Annotated in this window: 20 protein-coding genes and 1 pseudogene; 18 read left to right on the top strand and 3 right to left on the bottom strand. The window is 45.8% G+C overall.

All coding sequences use genetic code 11. The annotated features are described in order from the left end of the window. Window positions 1–131: 131 nt before the first annotated feature. Entirely contained in the window at window positions 132–1,334 is a 1,203-nt protein-coding gene (gene ackA / locus PSI14_RS06700; RefSeq protein ID WP_273575142.1) for an acetate kinase, read from the bottom strand. 265 nt (window positions 1,335–1,599) lie between these two features. On the opposite strand from ackA, the gene yfbV reads away from it, so the two are divergent. From yfbV to PSI14_RS06680, 4 genes and pseudogenes are all read left to right on the top strand, one after another. Then, on the top strand, window positions 1,600–2,055 hold the full coding sequence (gene yfbV / locus PSI14_RS06695; protein WP_273575215.1) for a terminus macrodomain insulation protein YfbV: 456 nt from the start codon (window positions 1,600–1,602) through the stop codon (window positions 2,053–2,055). Window positions 2,056–2,085: 30 nt separating this feature from the next. After that, window positions 2,086–2,390 (top strand): annotated as a pseudogene (locus PSI14_RS06690) (YfbU family protein); the annotation flags it as partial. Window positions 2,391–2,449: 59 nt separating this feature from the next. Further along, window positions 2,450–3,109, top strand: a complete 660-nt coding sequence (locus PSI14_RS06685; RefSeq protein ID WP_273575140.1) for a sugar phosphatase — start codon at window positions 2,450–2,452, stop codon at window positions 3,107–3,109. Window positions 3,110–3,287: 178 nt separating this feature from the next. After that, on the top strand, window positions 3,288–5,117 hold the full coding sequence (locus tag PSI14_RS06680; RefSeq protein WP_273575139.1) for an SLC13 family permease: 1,830 nt from the start codon (window positions 3,288–3,290) through the stop codon (window positions 5,115–5,117). 165 nt (window positions 5,118–5,282) lie between these two features. Here PSI14_RS06680 and yfbR read toward each other — a convergent pair whose 3' ends face one another. Continuing rightward, window positions 5,283–5,864: a 5'-deoxynucleotidase gene (gene yfbR / locus PSI14_RS06675; RefSeq protein WP_273575137.1), complete on the bottom strand. Its 582-nt coding sequence runs from the start codon at window positions 5,862–5,864 to the stop codon at window positions 5,283–5,285. A gap of 265 nt (window positions 5,865–6,129) precedes the next feature. Next, on the bottom strand, window positions 6,130–7,344 hold the full coding sequence (locus tag PSI14_RS06670; RefSeq protein WP_273575135.1) for a pyridoxal phosphate-dependent aminotransferase: 1,215 nt from the start codon (window positions 7,342–7,344) through the stop codon (window positions 6,130–6,132). Between the two features lie 823 nt (window positions 7,345–8,167). Between PSI14_RS06670 and hexA the strand changes: the two genes are divergently transcribed. From hexA to nuoN, 14 genes are all read left to right on the top strand, one after another. Then, window positions 8,168–9,160, top strand: a complete 993-nt coding sequence (hexA, locus tag PSI14_RS06665; protein ID WP_273575133.1) for a transcriptional regulator HexA — start codon at window positions 8,168–8,170, stop codon at window positions 9,158–9,160. 707 nt (window positions 9,161–9,867) lie between these two features. Beyond that, the gene (locus PSI14_RS06660; RefSeq protein WP_273575132.1) at window positions 9,868–10,311 is read left to right on the top strand and encodes an NADH-quinone oxidoreductase subunit A; all 444 of its coding nucleotides are present in this window, start codon (window positions 9,868–9,870) and stop codon (window positions 10,309–10,311) included. A gap of 15 nt (window positions 10,312–10,326) precedes the next feature. Then, window positions 10,327–11,001 carry a NuoB/complex I 20 kDa subunit family protein gene (locus PSI14_RS06655; protein ID WP_273575131.1) on the top strand — a complete coding sequence of 225 codons (675 nt, stop codon included), beginning with the start codon at window positions 10,327–10,329 and terminating at the stop codon, window positions 10,999–11,001. A 75-nt stretch (window positions 11,002–11,076) separates the two neighbouring features. Beyond that, on the top strand, window positions 11,077–12,876 hold the full coding sequence (nuoC, locus tag PSI14_RS06650; protein WP_273575130.1) for an NADH-quinone oxidoreductase subunit C/D: 1,800 nt from the start codon (window positions 11,077–11,079) through the stop codon (window positions 12,874–12,876). A gap of 2 nt (window positions 12,877–12,878) precedes the next feature. After that, complete coding sequence (nuoE, locus tag PSI14_RS06645; RefSeq protein WP_273575129.1) at window positions 12,879–13,424, top strand: NADH-quinone oxidoreductase subunit NuoE; 546 nt, start codon at window positions 12,879–12,881, stop codon at window positions 13,422–13,424. Then, window positions 13,421–14,785: an NADH-quinone oxidoreductase subunit NuoF gene (gene nuoF, locus PSI14_RS06640; RefSeq protein WP_273575128.1), complete on the top strand. Its 1,365-nt coding sequence runs from the start codon at window positions 13,421–13,423 to the stop codon at window positions 14,783–14,785. The genes nuoE and nuoF overlap by 4 nt, the downstream gene beginning before the upstream one ends. 69 nt (window positions 14,786–14,854) lie before the next feature. Further along, on the top strand, window positions 14,855–17,578 hold the full coding sequence (gene nuoG, locus PSI14_RS06635) for an NADH-quinone oxidoreductase subunit NuoG (RefSeq protein WP_273575127.1): 2,724 nt from the start codon (window positions 14,855–14,857) through the stop codon (window positions 17,576–17,578). After that, window positions 17,578–18,555: an NADH-quinone oxidoreductase subunit NuoH gene (nuoH, locus tag PSI14_RS06630; protein WP_273575126.1), complete on the top strand. Its 978-nt coding sequence runs from the start codon at window positions 17,578–17,580 to the stop codon at window positions 18,553–18,555. Before nuoG ends, nuoH begins: the two co-directional genes overlap by 1 nt. 15 nt (window positions 18,556–18,570) lie before the next feature. Beyond that, a complete protein-coding gene (gene nuoI, locus PSI14_RS06625) occupies window positions 18,571–19,113 on the top strand; it encodes an NADH-quinone oxidoreductase subunit NuoI (RefSeq protein WP_273553641.1) in 543 nt (180 codons plus the stop codon). A 12-nt stretch (window positions 19,114–19,125) separates the two neighbouring features. Then, window positions 19,126–19,656 carry an NADH-quinone oxidoreductase subunit J gene (nuoJ, locus tag PSI14_RS06620; protein ID WP_273575125.1) on the top strand — a complete coding sequence of 177 codons (531 nt, stop codon included), beginning with the start codon at window positions 19,126–19,128 and terminating at the stop codon, window positions 19,654–19,656. Next, window positions 19,653–19,955 (top strand): NADH-quinone oxidoreductase subunit NuoK, encoded by a 303-nt coding sequence (gene nuoK, locus PSI14_RS06615; protein ID WP_273575124.1) that lies wholly within the window; start codon window positions 19,653–19,655, stop codon window positions 19,953–19,955. The genes nuoJ and nuoK overlap by 4 nt, the downstream gene beginning before the upstream one ends. Beyond that, window positions 19,952–21,796, top strand: a complete 1,845-nt coding sequence (gene nuoL / locus PSI14_RS06610; protein WP_273575123.1) for an NADH-quinone oxidoreductase subunit L — start codon at window positions 19,952–19,954, stop codon at window positions 21,794–21,796. Before nuoK ends, nuoL begins: the two co-directional genes overlap by 4 nt. A gap of 19 nt (window positions 21,797–21,815) precedes the next feature. Then, on the top strand, window positions 21,816–23,336 hold the full coding sequence (gene nuoM, locus PSI14_RS06605) for an NADH-quinone oxidoreductase subunit M (RefSeq protein WP_273575122.1): 1,521 nt from the start codon (window positions 21,816–21,818) through the stop codon (window positions 23,334–23,336). 6 nt (window positions 23,337–23,342) lie between these two features. Beyond that, window positions 23,343–24,800 (top strand): NADH-quinone oxidoreductase subunit NuoN, encoded by a 1,458-nt coding sequence (gene nuoN, locus PSI14_RS06600; protein ID WP_273575121.1) that lies wholly within the window; start codon window positions 23,343–23,345, stop codon window positions 24,798–24,800. Window positions 24,801–24,931: the final 131 nt, after the last annotated feature.

Below are 24,931 nucleotides of genomic sequence, written 5' to 3'. Positions count from 1 at the left end.
ACGAACCATGAGCCAACGCAATATTTGTTAAGGAAATATTTATTAAGGAAATATTAATCAATGTACTTATGGAACGTACTCATGAATACAGAACCACCAGCATTGCCGGTGGTTCTTGAAAATCATGTGGCTTAGGCGGTCAGGCGTGCTGAATCCTGAGCAATGACCAATTCTTCATTGGTTGGGATAACCAGAGCAGGACGGCTGTTATCTGTAGTGATAACGCCTGATTTGCCGAAGCGAGCTGCAAGGTTACGCTCGTGGTCATATTCGAAGCCCAGCAGAGCGACTTTCTTCATGGTCAGTTCACGAACCAGTGCGGAGTTTTCACCGATGCCGCCAGTGAAGATAATCGCATCCAGACGGCCTTCCATCAGGGCGCTGTATGCGCCGATGTATTTAGCCAGACGGTGGCAGTAAACATCCATAGCACGTTTAGCATCAGCTTTGGTTTCGTAGTTATCTTCTACGTAACGGCAATCGCTGGTAACTTCGGTCAGGCCTTGGAAGCCGGACTCTTTGGTCAGCAGGGTGTTGATCTGAGCGATGCTCATACCCATTGCATCGTGCAGGTGGAATACGATAGCCGGATCGATGTCACCACTGCGGGTACCCATGACCAGACCTTCCAGTGGAGTCAGGCCCATGGAAGTATCAACACACTGACCGTTGACAATTGCAGAAACAGAACCACCGTTGCCCAAATGGCAGGTGATGACATTCAGTGCTTCAACTGGCTTGTTCAGCATTTTAGCTGCTTCGCGGGAAACATAGAAATGGCTGGTGCCGTGTGCACCGTAGCGACGGATGCCATGCTCTTTGTACAGGTTGTAAGGCAGTGCGTACAGGTAGGCTTCTTCTGGCATAGTCTGGTGGAATGCAGTATCAAATACTGCAATGTTTTTCTCAACCAGATGAGGGAATGCCTTTTCCGCTTCTGCAATACCGATCAAGTGAGCTGGGTTGTGCAGTGGTGCGAATGGAATAGCCGCTTCAATACCTTTGATAACTTCATCGGTGATAATCACGGAAGAAGTGAACTTCTCACCACCATGAACAATGCGGTGACCAATGGATGAAATCTGTGCAGAAAGTTCTGGTTTTTCAGCCAAAATAGTATTAACAATGAAGTTCAGCGCTTCGCTGTGTGCTGCGCCGGCACCTAAAGCAGCTTCGTTTTTCGCGCCATCCATTTTCCATTTAATACGAGCTTCAGGCAGGCTAAAACACTCAGCTAAACCAGAAAGATATTCTTCACCATTGGCAGGGTCGATGATAGCGAATTTCAGGGAGGAGCTACCGCAGTTAAGAACCAGTACCAGCTTACTTGACATGGAAATACCTATTATCTTGTTGTGATCTAATCTTAAAATGAGAACAATGTTAAGAAATGAAATAATTTATTAACAAACCGAATCCAATTGTTGCGAAAAAGGTCAAAATTCCTGTTTTGCTACTGCAACAACATAAAAGTCTGTGTAGGATACAGTTTGCTAGCAATAAAGACAAAATATACTTAATAGTATTAATACTACAAAAAAGATTTTATCTTTTGTATAGATTTTTTAAAAATTATACCTTTAATTGATTGAGGTCATGATGAACACGACACCACCTGTTAACCAAGGTTGGTTTAAACGAATGCAATTAGGGCAGCAATATTTGAAAATCTGGCCACTGGCAAAGCAGCTTGCACCTATTTTTCCTGAAAATCGTGTGATTAAGGCGACTCGCTTTGGTATCCGGTTTATGCCGCCATTAGCAATTTTTACTTTGACATGGCAAATCGCTCTGGGTGGTCAATTGGGGCCAACGGTAGCGACAGCACTGTTTGCCTGTAGTTTGCCATTGCAGGGATTATGGTGGTTGGGAAAACGCGCAGCAACACCGTTACCGGAAAGGTTGCTGCAATGGTTTTATGAAATTCGGGAAAAATTTGCTCAGGCAGGGATTGCAATGACACCTGTAGAAAATGCCCCGACTTACTTTGCGCTGGCTGAATTGCTTAAACGGGCATTTAGGCAATTGGATAATTCTTTCCTTGATGATATTTAAACTACCGAACCCCCTATTCAATACAAACTCATGTCCATGCTGGAACCTGAATATGCTGAACGTTATCGTCGTTACCAAACCATTATCGAACGGGGTTTTGGGTTACAATTGCGTGGTTGGATCACGATTTTGGTGAGTTATCCGAAGAGACTTGTCGCACTATCATTAATATTATGGAAATGTATCATGCGCTGCATATTTCATTAAGTAATCTTAAAGATCGGCAGGAACTGGATGAGTGCCACATGGCCTGTTTAGGTTTTGATGCGGCGACAGAACCACTTTATCTTGTTTATGTTCGTTTTATGGTGAATACAGAGGGGCGCTATACTCATTTAGCGCCGTTGATATTGAGCAGATTATTAACGCATAGTTGCGTTTGAAGGAGTCGGGTTTGGTACTGAGATGCAGAGGTTTTTTATTTGATTTGGATGGAACTCTGATCGATTCATTGCCTGCGGTTGAGCGAGCATGGATTCAGTTTGCCGATAAGATGGGGATCGATAGAGACGAAGTGTTGAACTATATTCATGGTACTCCGGCAATATTATCCCTGCGGCATTTTATGCCAGATGCTAGTGAAGAAGAGATCGCCAGCACTTTCAAATGGATTGAAAAAATTGAAACAGAAGATACAGAAGGCATTACTGCCTTGCCTGGTGCCATTGCCCTGATTGATAAATTGAATGCACTGGACATTCCTTGGGCAATTGTGACATCAGGGACTGTTCCTCTTGCCTCTGCTCGTCATAAGATGGCGGAGTTGCCGGAACCTGCGTATTGGGTAACGGCAGAGTCAGTCACAAATGGCAAACCAAACCCTGAACCTTATTTGCTGGGCGCTAAAAAACTGGGATTATTGCCAGAGGAGTGCGTGGTTTTTGAAGATGCTATTGCGGGAATTCATGCCGGTCTGGATGCGGGTTGTCAGGTTGTCGTTGTTCACGATTCGCCAGATATTCCACGTCGTGATGAAGTCCATCTGACGATTACTAATCTGGAGGATATTGAAATTGTCAAATCTGGCGGTTATGTATCGATTTATACCCAATAGCTTTTTATATCCAACTTGAAAGATGAAGAACATATAGCACAAATCAGGATGATTCTTGATCATAACGAGGGATTTTCCCTGAGAAAAATGGCCTACTTATCTGGTTAACGTTTGTATCCGTCGTCTTTTGATATTACGGATAGGTCATATTTAAAATGTATCGTTGATAGAGGCCAGATTGAGTAGCGAATTGTTGTGGGTACTGACCCTGTTATTGATAGCTATTGTGCTTTTCACCACCAATAAAGTCAGAATGGATGTTGTGGCTTTATTGGTGATCGTTGCATTTGTCTTGAGTGGCACACTGACGTTAAGTGAAGCCACTGTCGGTTTTAGTGATCCCAATGTGTTATTGATTGCCGCCTTATTTGTCATTGGTGAAGGGCTGGTGAGAACCGGGGTTGCTTATCAGATGGGGGATTGGTTGGTTCGTATCGCCGGTAACAGTGAAACCAAAATGTTGGCTTGCTTAATGCTATCGGTTGCCGGACTGGGCGCTTTTATGAGTTCAACCGGTGTTGTGGCAATATTTATTCCCGTTGTCTTGAGCGTGGCCGCCAGAATGAAAATCTCGGCGGGACGATTGATGATGCCATTAGGGTTTGCGGGCTTGATCAGTGGCATGATGACCTTGGTAGCAACACCGCCCAATATGGTCGTCAATAGTGAGCTGGTGCGCGAAGGTCTGCGGGGTTTTGGTTTCTTCTCCATTACACCGATTGGCATTTTAGTCTTGATGGCTGGTGTGGTTTACATGTTAGTCGCTCGTCGTTGGTTGGGGGGCAAAAACCACCAGACAGTGGACGAACGTTATCATCGGACATTCCGTGATTTGATACGTGACTATAAATTATCTGGTCGTGCTCGCCGTTTTGCCATCCGGCAAAATTCACCCTTGATTGGTCACACATTGGATGAGCTGGGGCTACGTGCCGGCTATGGCGCGAATGTCATTGGCATTGAACGTTGGCGTAAATTTCGTCGGGTGATGATTGCTGCCACTGGCGATATAGAACTGCGGGGCCAGGATGTCCTGCTGGTGGATATGTCGGATAGTAATGTTGATTTACGGGTATTTTGCAGCGAACAACAGCTGGAACCGATGGTATTGCGTGGGGAATATTTTTCCGATCAGTCCCGTGATGTCGGTATGGCTGAGGTTTCAGTGATCCCTGAATCCGACCTCTTGGGGCAATCATTGCGTGGTATGAAATTTCGCACGCGTTATGGACTCAATGTAGTGGGAGTTCGTCGCGGGGGAAAAGCCTTGGAAGGGAAGTTAGTGGATGAACCCTTGTTGCTTGGTGACACGTTACTGGTTATTGGCGATTGGAAATTGATCCGTGCATTGAAAACGAAAACCCCTGATTTTATTGTGCTGAACCTTCCCATTGAAGTGGAAAGTGCGGCTCCCGCTGCTTCACAAGCCCCCCATGCCTTATTCTGCCTTGCCCTGATGGTTGTTATGATGCTGACCAATGAAATCCCGAATTTTATTGCCGCGCTAATTGCCTGTCTGCTAATGGGAAAATTCCGCTGTATTGATATGGAGAGTGCTTATCGTGCCATTCACTGGCCGAGCATTATTTTGATTGTCGGTATGATGCCTTTTGCCCTGGCATTGCAGAAAACAGGGGGGATTGATCTCATTGTCCGTGGGCTGATGGATATCGCAGGTAATATGGGGCCGCGCGTGATGTTGATGTGCTTGTTTGTACTTTGTGCTGTTATCGGCTTGTTCATCTCCAATACGGCGACGGCAGTGTTAATGGCTCCGATTGCGATTGCAGCCGCGAATGAAATGGCTGTTTCTCCTTTGCCCTTTGCCATGATTATTGGTGTGGCGGCTTCAGCAGCATTTATGACACCGATTTCATCTCCGGTTAATACATTGGTACTTGGGCCTGGTGGATATCGATTCGCCGATTTCCTGAAACTCGGCGTACCTTTTACGCTAATTGTTATGGGAATCAGCGTGGCGATTATTCCAATACTTTTCCCATTCTAATGTTTCTATTGGGCAGCTCCTGTATCAATATGGAGCTGCATTAGAGTTATAGATTAACATTATTGAATTATTGTGGCTGACCTCATCACAATTGGATAGTCAACAATTGGATAGTCACTATCGGATAATTATTGCTGAATAACTACAGCCTTGGCAAAGCATCACTTATAAACTGATTTCATCAAGGGAGAGGCTGAAACTCGGTACGAATACATCCATGAAATAATCCATTTCTTCGCTGCGACGTTCTGCCAGTGTTTTATCTAACCGGTTTTTAGCTTGATTGAACTCAGTATTGCCCGCTGAGAGCTCTTCCAGACATTTCAAGTAAGCACATAACGCATCAGCTTGCTTAATAATGCGGATTTCTTCTTCAGTATGGTGATGTTCATCCAGGATAGAACGAAAATCATCCTGTAGTTCAGTTGGAAGCATATTCAATAACTTTTGTTGGGCTATTTTTTCTATCTTCTTATATTCATGGGCAATTTGAGGGTTGTAGTACTTAATGGGCGTTGGCAAATCTCCCGTGATGACTTCGCTGGCGTCGTGATACATTGCCAGCAGAGCGATCCGTTCGGCATTGACATTACCACTGAATTTACGGTTTTTGATTATTGCCAGAGCGTGTGCGACAAAAGCAACCTGCAAACTGTGCTCTGAAACATTTTCTGTGCGCACATTTCGCATAAGAGGCCAACGGCTAATTAATTTTAGGCGGGATAATTGGGCGAAAAAATGACTCATAATTTCCTCTTGAAGCGGAATAATATTGATTAATTGTGGGCGGAGTGGAAGGGGAAGTAAACCTATTAAATGTCAATTTAACTCAATATATTCCTTCCATGTGTAATCTATAACATGAAAAAGAAAGGAAATATTAATTTATGGAAAATTCATTTATAGGGAAATAACAGTGAATAAGAAATAAACTTTTGATAACAAAATAATAACCTATCCCATTAGTTTATTAATACTTTCCGAGATAGGCTTTAAATAATGAATATTATGGTTATTGGTGATAGTTACCGATAAAGCGGGCAAATTTATCAATAGCCATTTGCAAGTCAGTGACATGCGGCAGTGTAACAATACGGAAATGGTCAGGAGTTGGCCAATTAAATGCGGTCCCCTGAACCAGCAAAACTTTTTCCTGTAGTAAAAGATCTAATACCATTTTTTGGTCATCATGAATATTGAAACGTTTGGTGTCTATTTTCGGGAACATATATAGAGCACCCATTGGTTTCACACAGGAGACCCCTGGGATCTGATTAATCAATTCCCATGCACGGTTGCGCTGTTCATAGAGTCTGCCACCCGGAAGAATAAATTCACTGATACTTTGATAGCCGCCTAATGCTGTTTGAATCGCGTGCTGCATTGGCACATTGGCACAAAGGCGCATTGATGCCAGCATTTCTAACCCTTCAATATAATCTTTAGCTTGCTTTTTAGGGCCGTTCAGCACCATCCAGCCCTGACGGAAACCCGCTACACGGTAGGTTTTGGACAGGCCATTAAAAGTCACAGTAAAGAGATCGGGGGCTAATGCCGCGATGGAGTGGTGCTGGGCATCATCGTACAGAATCTTGTCATAAATCTCATCGGCAAAAATAATCAGATTATGTTGACGGGCGATTTCTACTATTTCCAGCAACAATTCTTTACTATATACCGCTCCGGTTGGGTTGTTCGGGTTAATAATAACGATGCCACGAGTACGTGGGGTAATTTTACGGCGGATATCATCTAAATCAGGAAACCACCCTTGTTGCTCATCACATAGATAGTGGACGGCATTACCGCTGGAAAGTGAGACTGCCGCAGTCCAAAGAGGATAGTCAGGCGCAGGAACCAACATTTCGTCCCCGGTATTCAGCAGAGCCTGCATAGATTGAACGATAAGTTCAGAAACACCGTTACCAATAAAGATATCTTCAACGGTAACATCCAGCATATCTCTGGCTTGGTAATGCTGCATGATCGCCTTGCGAGCGGAATACAACCCTTTTGAGTCAGAATAACCTTGGGCTGTTGATAGATTACGGATAACGTCGACTAAAATTTCATCGGGCGCTTCGAATCCAAATGGTGCTGGATTTCCAATATTTAATTTCAGTACCTTATTACCTTCTTCTTCGAGTCGCTTAGCTTCTTTGAGGGTATTCCCCCGGATGTCGTAACAGACATTATCTAATTTATTGGATTTATTAATGGAAAACATAGAGTGCCTTGACCTCTTGGCAAAATTGGATACTACCCAGCATAAAAAGTGTAGTAATCAAAGTGTAGTAATCAATGTACTCTTCTCAATCTGTATTTTGAAGAGGCTTTGATATCTTTGGTTAAAACGGTTGTTTTAAGAATAAATGAATAAGTTTGCTCTCTAAACTACTCTGATTTATTGGTGTTTTGTTTTTAATTATCTTATTTTTTTGGTTTTTTATTTTGAATAATGACTTGTTTTTAGTTGACAAGGAACGAAGGAGATGCCATTTTGGCAGGTGTTTTTTTAGCCCATATGTTTAGTAAATTTTAAATTGTCAATAAAAGTAAGAAGGTTTGTATAATGTATTCTTATAATTTATCTTTATTGACGTAAAGTTAATTTAGGTTTTATCACATGATACTTTGACAATTTTTTTGAATTCTTATCCATAACATTTTCAGGCCTATTCAGTGATAAAGTTAATTCATTAAAAATACTAATATTAGCTAGCGGTGTTAAGTATGGCTAATTCAGATCACGTTATTCTTTGAAGTAAGTCAGAAAAAGGATATTTGTACTGGAAATTGATGTTTATGTGATGTAAATAGAGTTTTATCTCTAATTTATTTTTGGATTGCATAATTTTTGTTAAGAAAGGAGAAAATAAAACCATAATGATCTAAATGATAAAAAAATGCAGTAAATCTTTGCCCTATTAAATAGAGTAGAGTAATGTCATAATTGGCATTATTTTATTTGATACTGCTAAGTAACGAAACAACACCAGGTTAGTACTATTAGCTATTAAAAAAAAACCAGTAAAAAGCGAATATATGCGATGATAAATGCGAATCGTCAGATAATAAACCTCGATCTCGATCTGTTGAGGACTTTTGTTGCCGTTGCGGACTTAAATACTTTTGCAGCAGCAGCAAATGCTGTTTCCAGAACGCAGTCAGCTGTGAGTCAGCAAATGCAGCGGTTGGAACAGCTCGTGGGGAGAGAGTTATTTGCTCGCCACGGCCGCAATAAGCTTTTGACCGAGCACGGGCTTCAACTTCTTGGTTATGCACGTCAAATTCTTCGTGCTAATGATGATGCAACAGCATCATTGACCTACAATGATGCGGAAGGTGAATTGAGAATAGGAGTATCAGATGACGCTGTTGATACATTACTTCCTTTCTTATTGAACCGTATTGCTTCTGTCTATCCACGCGTGGCCGTTGATGTACGTATTAAGCGTGCTCAATTTATCGAAAGCATGTTGGATAACCATGAAATTGATTTGGCATTAACCACAGCAAAAATTAACCACCATCCTAAAACGATCTTACGTTCTTCGCCTGTTTTATGGCACTGCGCACCAGATTTCCAATTGCGGACGAACGAACCTATACCGTTGGTTGTGATGGATGAAGCTAATCCTTTCCGCGAGCTTGCTCTGGATACGCTGCATATGGCAGGTATTTCATGTCGCGTTGCATATGAAGCTGCCTCCTTATCCGCTATTCGTGCGGCTGTGAACGCAGAAGTTGGTATTACCGCTCGCCCTCTGGAAATGCATAATGCAGACCTGAGAATTTTAGGCGAAGCTGATGGTTTACCACGCCTGCCGGAAATTCAATTCTTCTTGTATCGTAACAGTAATGAGCAGAATGAATCTGTCTTGACTGTTTTTGGTGCAATAGAAAATAAGAAAACACCTTATACCGTAACGTCGGCTCAGTCTGATGAATCAGACGAAATAGATGAATCTATTGAATCTATTGAACCTATCAAACCAACTGAAGTCATTGATGAAACTTCTATTGAAGATATAGACGAATAAGTTTTATGTGTTTATAGGCTAATATTTCCATTTTACTTATGGAGATATTAGCCTGTTGTTTACTGCTTATTAATAATTCTCTCCGGTTTTCATTCCCATTTCTAATATTTCCAACAAGAAATATACCCTAATAATTTTCCTATATCTTTCGAATTTTAGTTAAAAGAATGTTGCTTTGTTAACAAATTTTATTTTTCTAAATTGATAAAATAAATCTGTTTTCAGAAATAGCTTTCTTATCGCACATCAATAGTTCTTTTTAGAAACAATTTATTAGAAATTGAATGAATTACGTTCGCCTGTTGAATGTTTTTCAATGAAACTGTGCACTTGATCATAAAAATACCCCAAGTAGTGCAGTGGAAAGACAGGTTTTTCCTGCGATAATGGTGTAGGAAAGTCGAGTTATCGGTTAGACTGGTTATGTCGGGAAGATGTTTTTTTATACGACTGACACGTTTTAGCGATATACCAGCACAATCTGTTAATTAATGGTTTGTTGTTTGTAAATAAATAAATGAGTGCTTTTGCCGTTATGGCAAATATATTGAGAGGAATAAAAACCAAGACGATTCAAGCGATGAGATATATTGATTAGCGCTGTTTCAGATTTGGTTGTTATCCCTTCCCATGAATCGATGTGGTGCAACACTGCCGGCAAAAAGAGCAGACACCTTGACACCACTTTTGATGAGTAAGCAACGAGTATGTCTACATCCACTGGAATTTTAGCCCATCACTGGGCATTTGCGGTTTTCCTAATAGGTGCTTTTGGTTTGTGTGTGCTCATGCTACTGGGCGGGTACTTCATGGGGGGCAGAGCGAAAGCCAGAGCAAAACACGTACCTTATGAATCAGGTATTGATTCTGTCGGCAGTGCTCGTTTGCGCCTGTCGTCGAAGTTTTATCTGGTTGCCATGTTCTTTGTTATCTTTGATGTTGAAGCCCTTTACTTGTATGCATGGGCCGTCTCAATCAAAGAGAGCGGTTGGCTAGGCTTTGCCGAAGCAAGTATTTTCATTTTGGTGTTATTGGCAGGCTTGGTTTATCTGGCGCGCATTGGCGCGTTGGATTGGACACCTGCACGTTCAAAACGTCAGGTCAGTAAACCGAGTGCTGACACTTATACCAACAACAGTCATATGCAGTAATAGCGAGGCATAAAGATGGATTATACGCTCACCCGCATAGATCCGAACGGTGAGAATGACCGTTATCCCCTGCAAAAACAGGAAATTGTCAGCGATCCCCTAGAGCAGCACGTTCACCGTAGTGTCTATATGGGAAAATTGGAACATGCTCTGCATGATATGGTGAATTGGGGAAGGAAAAATTCCCTGTGGCCCTACAACTTCGGGCTTTCTTGCTGTTATGTGGAAATGGTGACGTCATTTACCGCGGTTCACGATGTTGCTCGTTTTGGTGCAGAAGTATTGCGAGCATCTCCCCGTCAGGCTGATTTCATGGTGGTTTCTGGCACCTGCTTCGTCAAAATGGCTCCTGTCATTCAACGTCTGTACGATCAAATGCTGGAACCGAAGTGGGTTATTTCAATGGGAGCCTGTGCAAATTCCGGTGGTATGTACGATATTTATTCCGTGGTTCAAGGGGTTGATAAGTTTATCCCCGTCGATGTTTATATTCCTGGCTGTCCTCCTCGCCCAGAAGCCTATATGCAGGCCCTGCTGCTGCTGCAAGAGTCCATAGGCAAAGAACGACGCCCGCTGTCTTGGGTTGTTGGCGATCAGGGGGTTTACCGCGCAAATATGCAATCAGAAAGAGAACGGAAGCGTGGTGAACGTATTGCAGTGAAAAATCTGCGTACTCCAGACGAAATTTAAGGCTTTTAGCCAAATAGCGTAACCAGAGCAATGTGTTGCGATTACAAAAACCCTGATCAAGCGTTGTGGTGAAGAATGATGACAGATCAGATAGCGCAAGAAAGCGCACGACCAGCTTGGGAAACACGAGATCATATTGATGATCCTGTTGTGAGCGAGCTTAACCGTCAATTTGGCCCGGATGCCTTTACCATCCAGCCGACCCGTACCGGTATGCCTGTTGTTTGGATTAAGCGGAAACAGTTACTGGAAGTAATAACATTCCTGAAAAAGTTACCCAAACCTTACGTCATGCTGTTTGACTTGCATGGTGTCGATGAGCGTCAGCGCTCCCACCGACAAAGTTTGCCTGCGGCTGACTTTTCGGTGTTTTATCACTTGATTTCCATAGAGCGTAACCGTGACATCATGTTGAAAGTTGCGCTCATTGAACAAGACCTGAATATCCCAACTATCACGTCAATTTTCCCGAATGCTAATTGGTATGAACGTGAAACGTGGGAAATGTTCGGCATTACGTTCAACGGCCATCCAAATTTGCGCCGTATCTTGATGCCACCGACATGGGAAGGCCATCCGTTGCGCAAGGAATATTCTGCGCGTGCCACGGAATTCGATCCTTTCATATTGACGAAGCAGAAAGAAGATCTGGAGATGGAAGCCCTGACTTTCAAACCAGAAGAGTGGGGCATGAAGCGTAGTACTGATAATGAAGACTTCATGTTCCTTAACCTTGGCCCAAACCATCCTTCTGCTCACGGTGCATTCCGCATTGTTCTGCAACTTGATGGCGAAGAAATCGTTGATTGCGTACCTGATATTGGCTACCACCATCGTGGTGCCGAAAAGATGGGTGAACGTCAGTCATGGCACAGTTATATCCCTTATACCGATCGTATCGAATATCTGGGGGGATGTGTTAACGAAATGCCTTATGTGCTGGCGGTTGAAAAGCTGGCAGGCATTGACGTACCGGATCGCGTGAAAACAATTCGTGTCATGCTGTCTGAGCTGTTCCGCATTAATAGCCATCTGCTTTATATCAGCACATTTATCCAAGACGTTGGTGCGATGACCCCCGTCTTCTTTGCCTTTACTGACCGACAGAAAGTTTACGATGTTGTTGAGGCAATTACTGGGTTCCGTATGCATCCGGCGTGGTTCCGAATCGGTGGTGTTGCCCATGACTTGCCACGCGGCTGGGAAAAACTGTTACGTGAATTGCTGGACTGGCTGCCGAAACGTTTGAATTCTTATGTCAAAGCAGCACTGAAAAACAGTGTCCTTAAAGGGCGTTCTGTCGGAGTGGCGGCTTACAACGCTAAACAGGCTTTGGACTGGGGAGTTACCGGTGCAGGGCTGCGTGCGACCGGCATTGGCTTTGATGTGCGTAAATGGCGTCCTTATTCCGGCTATGAAAATTTCGATTTTGAAGTACCAACAGGCTACAACGGTGATTGCTATGACCGTGTCATGCTGAAAGTGGAAGAAATCCGTCAGAGTATGCGCATCCTTGAGCAGTGCCTCAAAAATATGCCAGAAGGTCCATTCAAGGCTGATCATCCACTGACCACACCACCACCGAGAGAACGGGCTTTGCAGCACATCGAAACCATGATTAACCACTTCTTGCAAGTGTCATGGGGACCCGTCATGCCTGCCAATGAATCATTCCAGATGATCGAAGCGACTAAAGGTATCAACAGTTATTACCTGACCAGTGATGGTAGCACCATGAGCTATCGTACCCGCATTCGTACACCAAGTTTTGCTCACTTGCAGCAAATACCATCGGTGATCCGCGGCAGCCTGGTTTCTGACCTTATCGTCTATCTGGGCAGTATCGATTTTGTTATGTCTGATGTGGATCGCTAACGATGCAAAGTGAATTTAACGCAAATAAGCAAGCACGTCTTGATGTGGTTAACGTAACGGACACTCAGACACCGGATGAATTTGTGTTGAGTGCGGAAGAGCGCAATGCCATTGAGCAAGAAAAACACCACTACGAAGATCCGCGTGCTGCGTCAATTGAAGCTCTGAAAATTGTGCAAAAGCAGCGTGGTTGGGTGCCGGATGGTGCCATTTATGCCATTGCTGAAGTTTTGGGTATTCCAGCCAGTGATGTGGAAGGTGTGGCGACGTTTTACAGCCAGATTTATCGGCAGCCAGTAGGGCGACACATTATCCGTTATTGTGACAGTGTTGTATGTCATATCACGGGCTATCAGGGCGTTCAGGCAGCGATAGAGTCGCACCTGAACATTTGTCCGGGGCAAACCACGACAGATGGACGCTTCACATTGTTGCCAACCTGCTGTTTGGGTAACTGTGACAAGGGGCCAACCATGATGATTGATGAGGACACTCACAGTTACGTGAAACCCGAAGAAATTGAAAAACTACTGGAGCAGTATCCATGACAACGCACTCAGGAGTGAAAGAAATTATCCGCGCAGCGGAAACTCATCCCCTGACATGGCGGTTGCGTGATGACCAACAACCTGTCTGGCTGGACGAATATTGCAGCAAGAATGGTTACAAAGGAGCCGAAAAAGCACTGAAGGGCATGGCTCCCGATGAAATTACCGCGCTGGTTAAAGATGCTGGCTTAAAAGGCCGTGGTGGTGCGGGTTTCTCAACAGGCTTGAAATGGAGCCTGATGCCAAAAGACGAAAGCATGAATATCCGCTACTTGCTGTGTAATGCGGATGAGATGGAGCCGGGCACTTACAAAGACCGCCTGTTAATGGAACAACTGCCCCACCTGTTGGTGGAAGGCATGCTTATCAGTGCTTTTGCACTGAAAGCCTATCGTGGCTACATCTTTCTGCGTGGTGAGTATGTCGAAGCGGCTGTTCATCTGCGCAAGGCAATCGAAGAGGCTAAAGCTGCGGGGCTGCTTGGCAAGAATATTTTGGGCAGTGGCTTTGATTTTGAACTATTTGTTCATACCGGCGCGGGTCGTTATATCTGTGGTGAAGAAACCGCACTGATTAACTCCCTTGAAGGGCGCAGGGCAAACCCACGTTCAAAACCGCCATTTCCTGCGACTTCTGGCGTATGGGGAAAACCAACGTGCGTCAACAACGTCGAAACCCTGTGCAACGTTCCTGCAATTCTTGAGCATGGGAAAGAGTGGTATATCGGTTTGAGTGAAGGCAAAAGTAAAGACGCCGGCACCAAACTGATGGGCTTTTCTGGCCGTGTCAAAAATCCGGGTGTTTGGGAACTGCCTTTTGGTACGACAGCCCGTGAAATTCTTGAAGATTATGCGGGTGGAATGCGTGATGGCCTGAAATTCAAGGCATGGCAACCAGGAGGGGCAGGAACTGATTTCCTGACAACAGATCATTTGGATCTGCCAATGGATTTTGAGCATATCGCCAAAGCGGGTAGCCGTTTGGGAACTGCACTGGCAATGGCAGTGGATCATGAAATCAATATAGTTTCCCTGACCCGCAATCTTGAAGAATTCTTCGCTCGTGAATCTTGTGGTTGGTGTACGCCATGCCGTGATGGTTTGCCGTGGAGTGTCAAAATCCTCCGGGCTATTGAGAACGGTAAAGGCCAGCCTGGTGATATTGAGACTTTAGAACAACTCTGCCGTTTCCTCGGCCCCGGCAAAACTTTCTGTGCCCATGCACCCGGTGCCGTAGAACCTTTACAAAGTGCTATCAAATATTTCCGCGAAGAATTTGAAGCGGGAATTGTAACTAAAGACTACGGCAATACCAGCCTGATTGCGGGTATTCAACCAAACCTGCTCAAACAGCGTTGGTAAGGCTTGTTTGCATAAAGCAGAATTTTGATTAACGCCTGCCACGGCAGGCCATTGGGAAGCATGCTGACTATGGCTACGATACATGTAGACGGCAAAGAATATGATGTAAACGGGGCTGATAACCTGTTGCAAGCCTGTCTCTCATTGGGGCTTGATATACCTTATTTTTGCTGGCATCCAGCGCTGGGAAGCGTTGGCGCTTGCCGCCAGTGTGCGGTGAAGCAATATCAGAACGCGGAAGATACGCGCGGTCGTCTGGTGATGTCTTGTATGACACCAGCGACAGATGGCACGTATATTTCCATTGATGATGATGAAGCAAAGCAGTTCCGCGCAAGTGTCGTGGAATGGCTGATGACCAACCACCCTCACGACTGTCCAGTTTGTGAGGAAGGGGGAAACTGTCATTTGCAGGATATGACGGTGATGACTGGGCATTCATTCCGGAAATACCGTTTTACCAAACGTACTCACAAAAATCAGGAGCTGGGGCCATTCATTGCTCATGAAATGAACCGCTGTATCGCCTGTTACCGTTGTGTTCGCTACTACAAAGATTATGCGGATGGAACGGATCTTGGCGTTTATGGTGCGCATGACAACATCTATTTTGGTCGCCCTGAAAGTGGCACATTGGAAAGTGAATTTTCCGGTAACCTTGTTGAAATTTGCCCAACCGGGGTATTTACCGACAAAACACATTCAGAACGCTATAACCGTAAATGGGACATGCAATTTGCGCCAAGCATTTGCCAACAGTGCAGCATCGGCTGTAACACCAGTCCCGGAGAACGTTACGGTGAATTGCGCCGAATTGAAAACCGCTACAACGGTACCATCAACCACTACTTTATGTGTGACCGTGGGCGCTTCGGCTATGGTTATGTCAACCGTGATGATCGTCCTCGCCAGCCACAACAATTGCGTGGTGATCAATGGATTTCACTGAATGCCGAGCAAGTCATGCAAGGGGGCGCAGACATTTTGCGTCAGGCGAAAAATGCCATTGGTATCGGTTCGCCGCGTGCCAGTATTGAAAGTAACTTTGCCTTGCGGGAATTGGTTGGTGCGGAAAACTTCTACAGCGGCATTTCAGCGGAAGAACAACATCGCCTTGATATGATGTTGGAAATTCTCCAACAAGGCGGGGTCTATACGCCTTCCTTGCGTGAAATTGAAGATTATGATGCCGTATTGATTTTAGGGGAAGATCTGACTCAGACCGCTGCCCGCATGGCTTTATCTGTGCGTCAGGCCGTGAAGGGCAAGGCCCGCGAAATGGCGGCAGCCCAAAAAGTGGCCGACTGGCAAATTGCGGCTGTGATGAATATCGGTCAGCACGCCAAGTATCCTCTGTTCTTGACCAGCGTTGATGATACTCGATTGGATGATGTTGCAGCATGGAGTTACCATGCCCCAGTTGATGATCAAGCGCGTTTGGGTTTTGCTGTCGCACATGCCCTGAACAGCATAGCGCCTGCCGTCAATGACTTGCCGGATGATTTGAAATCGAAAGTGGAAATTATTGCACAGGCACTGCGTGATGCGAAAAAACCATTGATTATCAGTGGCAGCAATCCGGGCAGTGACACGTTGGTTCAGGCAGCCGCAAATATCGCATGGGCATTGAAAGATAAGGGAGCCAATGTTGGGCTTTCCTATGTTGCCGCGTATGCCAATAGCTTGGGTCTGGCGATGATGGAAGCACGACCATTGGATATTGCTTTGCAACGCATCGCCAAAGGGGATTCAGATACCGCCATTGTGATGGAAAATGATCTCTATCGTCATGCACCGGCAGATAAAATTGACCGCGCGCTGGACAGCCTGAAAAACCTGATAGTGGTTGATCATCAACGCACGGCTATCATGGATAAAGCTCATTTGATTCTTTCGGCATCTAGTTTTGCTGAAAGTGATGGTACGTTGGTGAATCAGGAAGGTCGTGCTCAGCGCTATTTCCAAGTCTATGAACCTGCATTCTATGACAAATCCATCGTTATGTTAGAAAGCTGGCGTTGGATGCACTCGCTGTACACCACCTATACACAATGCCAGACTGACTGGACACAGCTTGACCATGTAATTAAAGCCTGTGTCAAAGCCATGCCGCAATTCAAAGACATTGTAAATGCAGCACCTGATGCCACATTCCGTATTCGTGGGCAAAAATTGGCTCGCTCACCTCATCGCTACAGCGGCCGTACCGCCATGCTGGCCGATGTCAGTGTTCATGAGCAGCGCCAGCCGCAGGATATCGACACAGCATTTGCCTTCTCAATGGAAGGGAACAACAGCCCATATGCACCTCGTCAGCAAATACCATTTGCATGGGCACCAGGCTGGAACTCGCCACAAGCGTGGAATAAATTCCAGGCGGAAGTCGGTGGTAAGCTACGTTTCGGCGATCCAGGGGTTCGTTTGATTGAAGCGGTTGATGGTGGATTGAACTATTTTGACGCTATCCCAGCCGCATTCACTGCGCAAAAAAATCAATGGCATGTTGCGCCTTATTTCCATTTGTTTGGCAGTGATGAACTGTCACAACGTTCAGATGTATTACAGGAGCGTATGCCTGAACCGTATGTGATGATCAATCATAAGGATGCGGAGCATTTGAATGTGAAAGAAGGGGCGGTAATGACATTTGATTGTGAAGGACAGCAGCTGCGTTTGGCAGTGCGCCTGAGTGGCAATCTGGCTCAAGGGCAAGTCGGCTTGCCTCTGGGAATGCCGGGTATACCACCGGTTCTGGCAGGCAAATCAGTCAATAACTTACGGGAGGTTGCATAATGAGTTGGTTAACTCCCGATATGATTGAGATTCTGATTACTGTCCTGAAAGCGGTCGCCATTCTGCTGGTTGTGGTTATTTGCGGGGCATTCATGAGCTTCTTTGAACGCCGCATTCTTGGCCTGTTCCAGAACCGTTACGGGCCAAACCGTGTGGGTTGGGGCGGTTCGTTGCAGCTCGTTGCAGACATGATCAAAATGTTTTTTAAAGAAGACTGGGCACCCCGCTTTTCTGACAGAGCCATTTTTACTTTGGCTCCTGTCATTGCATTCTGCTCACTGCTTCTGGCGTTTGCCATCGTGCCAATAAGCCCTACGTGGATGGTTGCCGACCTGAATATCGGCATCTTATTCTTCATGATGATGGCAGGATTGGCGGTTTATGCCGTGCTGTTTGCCGGATGGGCGAGTAACAACAAATATTCTCTGTTGGGCGCGATGCGTGCATCAGCACAAACATTGAGTTATGAAGTTTTCCTCGGTCTGTCCATGATGGGAGTCGTGGCGCAAGCTGGCTCCTTCAACATGGTGGATATCGTCAACTCACAGCAACATGTGTGGAATATCATCCCTCAATTCTTTGGCTTCCTGACTTTTGCCATCGCAGGTGTTGCCGTGTGTCACCGTCATCCGTTTGACCAACCGGAAGCAGAGCAGGAATTGGCTGACGGTTATCACGTTGAATATTCCGGTATGAAATTCGGTCTGTTCTTTGTGGGGGAATATATCGCTGTCGTGACGGTGTCAGCCTTAATCGTCACACTGTTCTTTGGTGGCTGGAATGGGCCTCTCTTGCCTCCATTCATCTGGTTTGCGTTGAAAACGGCCTTTTTTATGATGATGTTTATCTTGATCCGTGCCGCATTACCGCGTCCTCGTTATGATCAGGTGATGTCGTTTGGCTGGAAAGTCTGCCTGCCATTAACGTTACTTAATATGCTGGCGACTGCCGCAGTTATTTTATACAACGCTCAATAAAGGGGTGATTGAACCATGACATTGAAAGAGTTAGTGGTCGGTTTCGCCACCCAGGTACGCAGTATTTGGATGATAGGGCTTCATGCCTTCCATAAACGCGAAACAAAAATGTATCCGGAAGAGCCGGTTTATCTGCCACCCCGTTACCGTGGGCGCATCGTTCTGACGCGTGATCCTGACGGTGAAGAGCGTTGTGTTGCGTGTAACTTGTGTGCAGCGGTATGCCCGGTGGGATGTATCTCACTGCAAAAAGCCGAGCATAAAGATGGTCGCTGGTATCCTGAATTCTTCCGTGTCAACTTCTCGCGTTGTATCTTCTGCGGCCTGTGTGAAGAAGCTTGCCCAACTACCGCTATTCAGTTGACTCCGGATTTTGAACTGGGTGAATTCAAGCGTCAGGATCTGGTGTATGAGAAAGAAGATCTGCTGATTTCAGGGCCGGGTAAATACCCTGATTATAACTTTTACCGTAAGACAGGTATGGCGATTGACGGCAAGGATAAAGGTGAAGCCGAGAATGAAGCCAAGCCTATCGACGTTAAAAGTCTGTTGCCATAAGGAGCGATGTTCATGGAATTTACATTTTATGTCGCAGGGCTGGTTGCCATCCTCGCAACCCTTAGGGTAATAACCCACACTAACCCGGTGCACGCACTGTTGTATCTGATTATTTCCTTGTTGGCACTGTCCATCGTATTTTTTTCGATGGGCGCCTATTTTGCAGGTGCTTTGGAGATCATCGTTTATGCGGGCGCCATCATGGTGTTGTTCGTCTTCGTTGTGATGATGCTGAATTTAGGAAAATCAGTTGTCGAGCAGGAACGGTTATGGCTACAACCCAGAGCTTGGATTGGCCCGTCAATCCTGTCTATTGTACTGTTGATTGTGCTGATTTATGCCATCAGTACTCTGTCATCCGCTAAAATCAGCGGTGAAGTGGTCAGTGCCAAAGAAGTGGGCATTAGCTTGTTTGGCCCTTATGTATTAGCCGTGGAGCTGGCATCTTTGTTGCTGTTGGCTGGGTTGGTCGTGGCTTACCACATTGGCCGTGAAAATCGACAAGGGGAAGTGATCAGCAACCGTACGGAGGACCAACAATGATAGCGTTACACCACGGCCTTATTCTGGCGGCTATTCTGTTTATATTGGGCTTCACTTGCCTGATTATCCGCCGCAACTTGTTATTCATGCTGATCGGGCTGGAAATCATGATCAATGCTTCAGCACTGGCATTTGTCGTTGCTGGCAGCTTTTGGCTCCAGCCTGATGGTCAGGTGATGTATATTTTGGCCATTACTCTGGCAGCCGCCGAGGCGAGTATCGGTTTGGCACTGTTACTACAGTTGCACCGTCGTCGCCAAAACCTGAATATTGATACAGTCAGTGAGATGCGCGGATGAACTTACTCTACTTAACAATTCTGCTGCCATTGCTGGGATTTTTGCTATTGGCATTTTCCCGTGGCCGCTGGTCTGAAAATTTGTCAGCCACCATTGGAATTGGTTCTATTGGGTTGGCAGCATTGGTCACATTCTGGGTAGCGATTGAGTTCCTTACTCATAATGGGGCAGGGGGGCTGGTCTACAGCCAAACATTGTGGAACTGGATGGCTGTCGATAATTTCAGCATCCCCATTAATTTGGCATTGGACGGGTTGTCACTGACAATGCTGAGTGTTGTAACCGGCATTGGCTTCCTGATCCACATATACGCTTCTTGGTACATGCGTGGTGAAGAGGGATATTCCCGTTTCTTCGCCTATACCAACCTATTTATCGCCAGCATGGTGGTATTGGTACTGGCAGACAACATGCTGCTGATGTACCTCGGTTGGGAAGGTGTCGGCCTGTGTAGTTACCTGCTGATCGGTTTCTATTACAAAACCCCTGCCAATGGTGCGGCGGCAATGAAAGCTTTCATTGTGACCCGTGTTGGTGATGTATTCCTTGCCATCGGAATGTTTATCCTTTACGACCAACTCGGCACATTGAGTTTCCGCGAATTGGCGGTATTGGCTCCACAACATATCGAAGCAGGCTCTACCGCGATCACTTGGGCAACCCTGATGATTCTGGGTGGTGCGGTAGGTAAATCAGCTCAGCTACCATTGCAAACATGGCTGGCGGATGCGATGGCAGGCCCAACGCCGGTTTCTGCTCTGATCCACGCCGCTACGATGGTTACCGCTGGTGTTTATCTGATTGCCCGCAGCCATGCATTGTTCCTGATGGCGCCGGATATTCTGCATTTGGTCGGTGTTATTGGTGCAGTCACCTTACTGCTGGCAGGTTTCGCTGCGCTGGTACAGACAGATATCAAACGGGTGCTGGCTTATTCCACCATGAGCCAGATTGGTTATATGTTTCTGGCGCTGGGGGTACAGGCGTGGGATGCAGCAATCTTCCACCTCATGACCCATGCGTTCTTCAAAGCATTATTGTTCCTGGCCTCTGGTTCGGTGATTCTGGCCTGTCATCATGAGCAAAACATTTTCAAAATGGGTGGCCTGAGCAAGCGGATTCCATTTGTTTATCTCTGCTTCATTGTAGGGGGTTCTGCATTGTCAGCACTGCCATTACTGACCGCAGGTTTTTACAGTAAAGATGAAATCTTGTGGGGCGCGTTGGCAAATGGTCATATGAACCTGATGCTGGCAGGGCTGATTGGCGCATTGATGACATCACTGTATACCTTCCGCATGATCTTTATCGTGTTCCACGGTAAAGAAAATACCAAGGCTCATTCAGTCAAGGGCATTACTCATACCTTGCCATTGTCGGTATTGCTGGTGCTGTCCACCTTTGTTGGCGCACTGATTGTGCCCCCGTTGGCGGGTGTTTTACCCGAAAACAATGCAGGGCATGATGGCAAAGTGACATTGGAAATCATTTCTGGTGTGGTTGCCGTTGCCGGTATCTTGCTGGCGGCAGCACTGTATCTGGGCAAGCGCCGCTTGGTCAATGCCACTGCGAACAGTGCTCCGGGGCGCTTCTTCTCCACATGGTGGTTCCACGCATGGGGATTTGATGCGCTATATGACTGGGTATTTGTGAAACCATTCAAAGGTATCACTCGTCTGCTGCAAAATGATCCTTTGAATTCACTGATGAACATTCCAGCCATATTGTCACGTTGGGGCAATAAAGGGCTTCGTTGGAGTGAGAACGGACAAGTCCGTTGGTATGCGGCCTCTCTGGGGTTGGGTGCAGTGCTGGTTTTAGCTCTGCTGCTTTTGGTTTAATTAAGGGACACATTGCGCCATGCTACTACCTTGGCTAATTCTTCTGCCCTTCATCGGAGGCCTGCTGTGTTGGCAGGCGGAACGCTTCGGCACTCGTATGCCGCGTTGGATAGCGCTTCTGGCGATGGGACTGACACTGTTACTCTCCCTGTATCTGTGGTTGCAGGGGGGTTATACACTCACCAACCCACAAGGCATTCCACAGTGGCAATCAGAATTTCTGCTTCCATGGATCCCCCGTTTTGGCATTAGCATTCATCTGGCATTGGATGGTTTATCCTTGTTGATGGTGGTGCTGACGGCATTATTGGGTTTGATGGCGATCCTCTGTTCGTGGAATGAAAACCAGCCATACCAAGGCTTTTTCCATCTGAACTTGTTGTGGATACTGGGTGGTGTGATGGGGGTCTTCCTTGCCATCGACCTGTTCTTGTTCTTCTTCTTCTGGGAAGTGATGCTGGTACCGATGTATTTCCTGATTGCGCTGTGGGGACACAGAGGCTCGGAAGGTAAAACCCGTATCACTGCCGCAACGAAATTCTTCATCTATACCCAAGCCAGTGGTTTGGTGATGCTGATTTCGATTCTGGCATTAGCTTTCATTCACCATGATGCAACGGGTGAATGGACATTCAACTATGAAAAACTGTTGAATACGCCAATGTCATACACGGTTCAATACTTGCTGATGCTGGGTTTCTTCATTGCATTCGCCGTGAAAATGCCGGTTGTTCCTTTACACGGCTGGTTGCCTGATGCTCATAGTCAGGCACCAACAGCAGGTTCAGTTGACCTTGCGGGCATTTTGTTGAAAACAGCGGCGTATGGTTTGTTGCGCTTCAGTTTACCGCTGTTCCCACAAGCCTCTGCGGAATTTGCCCCGATTGCAATGTGGTTTGGGGTCATTGGCATTTTCTACGGTGCATGGATGGCATTCAGTCAGACTGACATCAAGCGCCTGATTGCTTATACCAGTGTTTCCCATATGGGTTTTGTTCTTATCGCCATTTATACGGGTAGCCAATTGGCTTATCAGGGAGCGGTGATTCAGATGATTGCACATGGTTTGTCAGCCGCAGGGTTGTTCATTCTGTGTGGTCAGCTATATGAACGCCTGCATACCCGGGACATGCGCCAAATGGGCGGATTGTGGGCAAGAATTCAGCTTTTGCCTGCGATATCCCTATTTTTCGCGGTAGCGACATTGGGTATGCCGGGAACCGGTAACTTTGTTGGTGAATTTCTGATCCTGTTCGGCAGCTTCAGTAAATTTACCCTGATTACTACAGTATCTGTGTTCGGTTTAGTTTTTGCCTCCGTTTATGCACTGTATTTGATGCAGAAGGCTTATTACGGTACGCCAAAAACTGATGAGCCATTACAGCGGATGGATGTGCGTGAAATTTCCATTTTGCTGCTGTTGGTTGTCTTATTGGTGATTTTGGGTTTCTACCCGCAGCCAATCCTTGATACCTCAGCCGCAGCGATGAGTAACATCCAGAACTGGTATTCAGCTTCACTTTTAACTACAAGGCCGTAATTCGCCATGACAATAACTTCTGAACAATTGATCGCACTGTTGCCGCTATTGATCGTCGGGTTGACGGTGGTGGTTGTGATGCTGTCCATTGCGTGGCGACGCGATCATCTCACCAATGTCACCTTGACGGTGATTGGTTTAAACCTAGCCCTGCTCTCTCTCTATTTTGTGGGACTACAGGAGCCAATGGATGTCACGCCATTGATCCATGTAGATCGTTTTTCAATGTTCTATTCCGCCCTTGTGCTGATTGCGAGCCTTGCAACAACGACATTTGCCTACTCATGGCTGGAGAACTATCCCGATAACAAAGAAGAATTTTATCTTTTGGTGCTGATTGCGGCGGTTGGGGGAATTCTGCTCTCTTCTGCCAACCACATGGCATCGCTGTTTATCGGAATTGAATTAATCACTCTGCCGCTGTTTGGTTTAGTAGGCTATGCGTATCGCCAAAAACGTTCGTTGGAAGCAAGCATCAAATATATGCTGTTGTCTGCGGCCGCATCTTCATTCCTGCTGTTTGGTATCGCACTGCTGTATGCTGAATCCGGTGACTTGTCTTTCGCATCATTGGGTAAGAGTCTGAGTGACAGCAAATTGCATGAACCGTTGATTTTGGCTGGACTGGGCATGATGATCGTGGGACTGGGCTTTAAACTTTCCCTTGTGCCTTTCCAACTGTGGACACCGGATGTTTATCAAGGTGCACCAGCACCGGTATCAACCTTTTTGGCGACGGCAAGTAAAGTTGCTATTTTCGCAGTGGTTATGCGCTTATTTCTTGAAGCGCCAGTCACTGATAGCACAACCCTGCGCATTGCACTGACCGTGATTGCCATTGCATCTATCTTGTTTGGTAATTTGTTGGCATTGACACAAAGCAATATCAAACGCCTGCTGGGTTACTCATCCATTGCTCATCTGGGGTATTTGCTAGTGGTATTGATTGCCATCAAAGATCACGCACTGGCAGAAGAGACAGCGGGTGTCTATCTGGTCGGTTATTTGCTTGCCAGTATCGGAGCGTTTGGTGTAGTCAGCCTGATGTCCAGTCCATACAGAGGGCCAGATGCAGATTCACTGTTCTCATATCGTGGCCTGTTCTGGCATAAACCGATACTGTCGGCAGTTATGACTATCATGATGCTGTCATTGGCGGGAATACCATTAACATTTGGTTTCATCGGTAAATTCTATGTCATCGCGACAGGTGTTGAAGCAAAATTGTGGTGGTTGACCGGAGCAGTTGTTGTTGGTAGTGCCATCGGTCTTTACTACTATCTGCGCGTGATGGTGAGTTTGTACCTGCCGGCACCGAAAGCCCTGAACCGTGATACACCGCACAACTGGGCGTTCACTTCAGGCGGGATTGTTGTACTACTCACCGCATTGCTGGTGTTGATCCTCGGTGTCTGGCCACAACCATTGATTGATATTGTTCAGCAGGCGAAAAGCGTCTTGTAAGGCAATAATTTAAAGAAACGATAAAAAACCCAGCCATTGTTGACTGGGTTTTTTATTATATTCTTATTAATAATTAATGACAGATAAATTTGATTTATATCTGGTTAACGGGTTCAGCAAAGAAGTACTAT

It is taken from the genome of Xenorhabdus anantnagensis, from assembly GCF_028598555.1.
Classification (GTDB): domain Bacteria; phylum Pseudomonadota; class Gammaproteobacteria; order Enterobacterales; family Enterobacteriaceae; genus Xenorhabdus; species Xenorhabdus anantnagensis.
The sequence above is the reverse complement of the archived record's forward strand: the minus strand, read 5'-3'. Positions and strand labels throughout refer to the sequence as shown.